This window comes from uncultured Campylobacter sp., from assembly GCF_938045535.1.
Taxonomy (GTDB): Bacteria; Campylobacterota; Campylobacteria; order Campylobacterales; family Campylobacteraceae; genus Campylobacter_B.
The window spans coordinates 1-3,697 of record NZ_CALIMQ010000257.1 but is presented as its reverse complement, the minus strand read 5'-3'; the positions used below and the strand labels follow the sequence as shown (position 1 = coordinate 3,697).

Genomic DNA, 3,697 nt, shown 5'->3' with positions numbered 1-3,697 from the left:
TTTTAATCTGATATAAGAATGACGGGGCGTAAAATTTATCGTCGTATCATGTAAATTCCGCGGGCAAAATTTATATAAATAAAATTCGCTTAACTGCACGCTTAGCCAAAACTCACGGAGTCTATATTTGCTCCTGCGAACAAACTCTCAAACGCACCGATTTAGAATTTAAATTTCTTAAATTCTATCTTTTCATCGAAAACCGACATCGTGCGCCGCAGCTCGTCTATATCGACATTTAGCACGGCTAAGAAATACTCTCGTAGCTGCACGTATTCATCTTTGTTTGCCATCAAAATATTCATTATATCGACGTTGGCGTTTTCTTTATATAGCACGAGCTGATCGTGAATGCCGAAAAATCCGAGGCTGCCATTATGTAGATGCATAAATATCTTAGAGCCGTAAAGCAGGGTAAGTACCATAGTAAAAATACAAACTATATTTCTAATATTAACACTCACGCTTTCGTCGTCTCCGCCAAACTTAAGCGCGAGTAAAACCCAAACGGCGATAACGATCTTAAGGGCAAACGGCATTTGCTGCCTCCAACTCCATCTGCAATCGAAGCTAACCGCCATCGCACCGATCTTTTGTAGCTCAAAAAATTTCACAATTTCGCCCTTTTTATAATACGCGACGGCGGAGTTCGTCATCACGAAATATGCTTCGCCCTCGCGCCTAGCCGCCTCTATGAGTGGTAAGAGCACTAGGATAAACATCCGCAATACGCCTAGCTCTGGCGGACCCACCACGATGATGGCAAAAAACAAAAATATTAAAAATACGCAGCACATCGCAGGGAATTGATATTTAACGTAATCGCGATAGAGATGATCCGTGATGATTAATGGGGCTCTGTCATAATCTATGATTATGGTATTATCCTTGCTCGAAAGGCTCGCGTTCTTGTAGGTATATGTTTCTGTACTATCATCTGCAAACTCCGAGCCATCTAGTTTTAAATCCGATTTTAAATTCAGATTGCAAGCATCGGGCTCGTCACTATCCGTCTGCGATCCGCAAGACGCCTTCGCGTATCTTCCGCGTAAGGCTTCTCTTAATTCATCTAAATTATCGCTCAAATCGTCTCCTTAAATTTTACCCGAAATTTTGCCTCTCTTTTTTAGCCCGCTCCGCAAACAAACGCTGCAAAAAGGCGTACGCGGCGGATAAAATTTCGCTCGAATTTTAAAAGCTCCGTCTAGCCGAAGTTTACGGGATCCATATCAATCTCGACGGGTAGATGCTCAAGCGCGCGCGCGGCATTAATCAGCGGCACGTGCGAGCTAGCGCGCAGCAGAATTTCAAAGCGAAATTTCGACGCGATGTAGGCGATACCCGCCTTGCCGTAGCCGATGATCTCAAAGCTCTCGCTCGTCTTCTCTTTCAAATACTGCACGAAATTTTCGGCAAGATTTTCGGCCGCTAAATTTATAAAATTTTGCGCGATCTCGTTTCTTTCAGGCTTTAAATTCACGTTGTCCGCTTCCTCGTCGCAAGCTGAAATTTGCGCGGCATTTTTTAAATTTGAAGCGTTTTTTTGGGAGCTTAAATTTACATAACTCTCGCGCAAATCCGAGCCTTGAAATTTAAAATTTGACATCTGCTTACTGCCCTGCTGCGCAGAATTTTCTAAATTTAAAGCATCTAAACTTGCTCGCTTCGAGCCTGTATCCAATCTATCATGCGATGCAAACGCGCTACCTCCCGCCCGTTTGCGGCGCAAAAGATCAAGCGCCACGTTCATTATCTCGCTTGCCGCCTTTTCGTTTTTATGCGAGATCAGCACGCGCAAAAGCCGCATATAGGGCGGATAGAGCCCCTCGCGAAACTCAGCCTCGTCGCGCAAAAAATCATCGTAGTTTTCGATATAATCCCTAAAAAAGCTGCTCTGGCGCGTCTGTATGACGACCCTGCCCTGCCCCGAGCGGCCCGCGCGGCCAGCCACCTGCATCGCAAGCGCCAGCGTCTTTTCACGCGCCCTAAAATCGGGATAGCTCAGATGCTCGTCGATCCCCATTATCACCGCAAGATCCACGCCGTGGTAATCGTGCCCCTTACTAAGCATCTGCGTGCCTACTAAAATGTCGATTTTATGGGCGTTGAAGTTATTGAGTAGCGCCTCAAGCTTGCGCTGCGTGGTGATCTCATCGCGATCAAATTTTGCGATGCGGGCGCTTGGGAAACGCGCCGCAAGCTGTGCCGCAAGCTCGCCCGTGCCGATCTTGCGCGCCTGCATCACCTCGCCGCCGCAGTTTTCGCAAGATGCCTTGTAAAACGTGCTAAAGCCGCAGTAATGGCACTTCAGCGCCGCAGCGTCCGCGTGATAGCTCATCCCGACGGCGCAAAACGGGCAGCGCACGATCTGCCCGCAGTTTTCGCAGACCATATATTTGTAGTTCGCGCGCGTCGGCAAAAACACGACAGCCTGCTTGCCGGTTTCGAGGCTGCGCCCGATCTCGGTTAAAATTTTAGGGCTCAGCCCCGTCTCGCTCTCATCGAAAATGAAGCGCTTGGCGCTGCTAAAATAGGTGCCGCGCAGGCGGAAGTGTGGCTGCTTCGCGTAGGTGCTAAGCGCGGGCGTCGCGGAGCCCAAAACTACGCGGATGCCGAGCTTCTTGCCGACGAAAATCGCGGCGTCACGAGCATTTAGGCGCGGCGCGGCAGCGGATTTGTAGCTGTCGTCGTGCTCCTCATCCACGACGATGAGCCCCAGATCGCTAAAGGGCAAAAACAGCGCTGAGCGGGCGCCCGCGATGAGCCGGATCTCGCTTGCATTAAATTTCGCTAAAATTTCGCGCTTTTTCTTGGGCGAAATTTTGGAGTGCCAAACGCCGAGCCGCTCGCCGAAATAGCTCTGTAGCCGCTTCGTCATCTGCGGCGTTAGCGAAATCTCGGGCATCAAAAACAACGCCTGCTTACCCGCAGCGAGCACCTGCGCGATTAGCGCGATATAAATTTCGCTTTTGCCGCTGCCCGTATCGCCGAAGATCAGCGACGTTTCATTGGCTTCGGCAAATTTACGCGCTTGCTCCTGTGCGGGGGTGAGGTTTGGAATTTTACCTATTTGAAGCGGGGGTAGCGACGGCGGGACTGGGCTTTGTGCCGCGGCGTCTGAATTTTGAATTGAGATGGAATTTTGCGCTGAAGCAGAATTTTGAATCGAAACGTAATTCTCTCCCTCGGCAAAATCCCGCTCTTGGGTTAAATTTTGCACGATGATGGAATTTTGTTTGTATGCCGAACCCGGCGGGGCAGCAAAATTTATAGCGGTCTTCGTGGCAGCGGAATTTTGATCTGATGTGAATTTTTGAATTGAAACGGAATTTTGCCCGTCGTCAAACGCTTGGATAGAATTGGCGGTAGAATTGAACGTCAAATTTTGAGAGATAATATTTTGCGCCTGCTTTAAATTTTGCTTTTGCACGAAATTCGGCGCGGTGGCGGAATTTTGTATGGCGCTAGAATCTATGCCAAGTGCTAAATTTCGCTCACCTGCGGGAGTTTGCTCTGAAGTACAATCCTGCTTGGTAGCAGGATTTGCAAAATCTCGCTCGGTTTCGCTCGCAGGCTCAAAGATCCCGAATGCAACGCCCTTTTCGCAAACATAGTAATGCGCAATAAAATTTGCAAGCGTGCTTTGAAACGAGCTAAATTTAAGCTGCGAAATTTCAGAAATTTCCTTAGTTTTGAA

2 protein-coding genes are annotated in these 3,697 nt (G+C 48.5%); both read right to left on the bottom strand.

The features are described from left to right. Nucleotides 1-161: 161 nt before the first annotated feature. Nucleotides 162-1,085 (bottom strand): hypothetical protein, encoded by a 924-nt coding sequence (locus Q0095_RS08145; protein ID WP_297882997.1) that lies wholly within the window; start codon nt 1,083-1,085, stop codon nt 162-164. Nucleotides 1,086-1,204: 119 nt separating this feature from the next. Continuing rightward, a complete protein-coding gene (gene priA / locus Q0095_RS08140; RefSeq protein ID WP_297882999.1) occupies nt 1,205-3,430 on the bottom strand; it encodes a primosomal protein N' in 2,226 nt (741 codons plus the stop codon). Between the last annotated feature and the right edge of the window lie 267 nt (nt 3,431-3,697).